Here is a 908-nt window from a genome sequence, read left to right on the forward strand (position 1 = left end):
CGGCGGGCCGGACGTCCTCCATCTGGCGGGCCGCCGCTAGCGCGCGAGGCAGGCTCCCCTTCAACGCCCGCAACTGGTCGAACGGTTTGGCGATCGATGTCACGATGCCGGGCGGCTCCCACAGCACGACACTGACGACGTTCCCGTCCGCGTCGCAAGCGGAATCGACCATGCCGGTATCGGCCCGCGACGCGATCCGCGACTCCCAGAACACCGGCAACGCCTGCTCCCGCGCCACCCGGCGAGGCCAGATGTAGGTCATCAGCGGATCCTCGGCGAAAGCCGCCGCAAGGACGAGCGCACCGGTCTGCATACGTGCAGGTTAACGGCCAACCCCACCCCCACGCCCCCGAGAACCCCCGACACGCGGCCCGGATATGCCCGACCAACCCGCCCTGCCGCGGGTCAGTCCCACCCAGCGCACCACCGGACCGGCGATCAATCCCGGGCGACACACCCACCGGACCGCCGGATCCTCCAGCGCAACACACCCACCGAGCCGCCAGCCAGTCTCGCGGCACACCCGCCAAGCAACTGATCAACCCCGCGTGACCCCCGCCAAGCAGCCGGTCGATCTCGCGCGTCGCACACGCCGGACCGCGCGACCCACCCGCCGAGCCGACGGTATCCTGCACTGGTTGAAACAATCTGGCGGGCAGTCGAATTCCGCGCGACAGCCTGCCGAACGGCCGGGACACTCCTGCGCGACATCCGCCGGACCGCCGGACATCACCGCGCGACACGCCCACCGAGCCGCCAGTCAAGTCCGCGACGCACCCGCCAAGCAGCCGGCCGACCTCACGCGTCGCACACGCCGAACCGCCGACCGCTCCCGCGCGGCAGGCACTCGCTTTCGGGGCGCACTCGCTGTCGGGCACGCACTCGTTCTCGGAGGCATGCTCGCTCTC

At 71.0% G+C, this 908-nt stretch carries 1 pseudogene; it reads right to left on the minus strand.

From position 1 onward, the window contains the following. Window positions 1-313: pseudogene (locus tag ON39_RS33885) on the minus strand (hypothetical protein); the annotation flags it as partial. Between the last annotated feature and the right edge of the window lie 595 nt (window positions 314-908).

Source organism: Nocardia tenerifensis NBRC 101015 (genome assembly GCF_000308715.1).
Lineage (GTDB): Bacteria > Actinomycetota > Actinomycetes > Mycobacteriales > Mycobacteriaceae > Nocardia > Nocardia tenerifensis.